This is a genomic window from Streptomyces sp. SID1328, from assembly GCF_009865595.1.
Taxonomy (GTDB): domain Bacteria; phylum Actinomycetota; class Actinomycetes; order Streptomycetales; family Streptomycetaceae; genus Streptomyces; species Streptomyces griseoluteus.
Genome location: NZ_WWKH01000689.1, coordinates 1 through 735, shown reverse-complemented (window position 1 = coordinate 735; position 735 = coordinate 1). Strand labels below are relative to the sequence as shown.

At 74.1% G+C, this 735-nt stretch carries 1 protein-coding gene; it reads right to left on the bottom strand.

Annotation, left to right across the window (positions count from 1 at the left end; genetic code table 11):
- Positions 1-54: 54 nt before the first annotated feature.
- On the bottom strand, positions 55-648 hold the full coding sequence (locus tag GT030_RS21985) for a histidine phosphatase family protein (RefSeq protein WP_161202563.1): 594 nt from the start codon (positions 646-648) through the stop codon (positions 55-57).
- Positions 649-735: the final 87 nt, after the last annotated feature.

Here is a 735-nt window from a genome sequence, read left to right as displayed (position 1 = left end):
GGACGTGCGAACGGCCCGGAGCGACCAGCAGGTCGCTCCGGGCCGTCTCGCGCCTCAGGGCAGCCGGTTCCACTCCGCGATCACGGGGCGGCCGTGCTCGGTGGAGAGCCGGCTCACGGTGCCCGTGGCCAGCTGGAACAGTCGTCCCTCGCTGGGCGGCAGGCCCAGCCTGCGGGCCGTCAGCACCCGCAGCACATGTCCGTGCGCGACGAGCAGGACGTCACCGTTGTCCGCGTCCAGCGCCTTCTCCACGCGGGCCAGCACCCGGTCGACGCGCGCCCCGATCTGCTCGGGCGACTCGCCGGGGTGCCCCTCGGGGCCGGGCACCGCCCCGTCGGTCCACAGGTCCCAGTCGGGCCGGGTGCGGTGGATGTCGACGGTGGTGATGCCCTCGTAGCCGCCGTAGTCCCACTCACGCAGGTCCGGCTCGGGCTCGGCGCCGGTCACGCCCGCCAGCTCGGCGGTGCGCCGGGCACGGCCGAGCGGGCTGGTCAGGGTGAGTGCGAAGCCCCGGCCGGCGAGGAGCGGGGTCAGCGAACGCGCCTGCTCCTCACCGTGCTCGGTGAGGGCCAGATCGGTCCAGCTCGTGTGCTGGCCCGACCTGCTCCACTCCGTCTCGCCGTGGCGGACCAGCAGGAGGTCCCCCACGGCGGGTCAGCCCTTCTTCTCGACGGCGTGGCCGCCGAACTGGTTGCGCAGCGCGGCGATCATCTTCATCTGCGGCGAGTCGTCCTG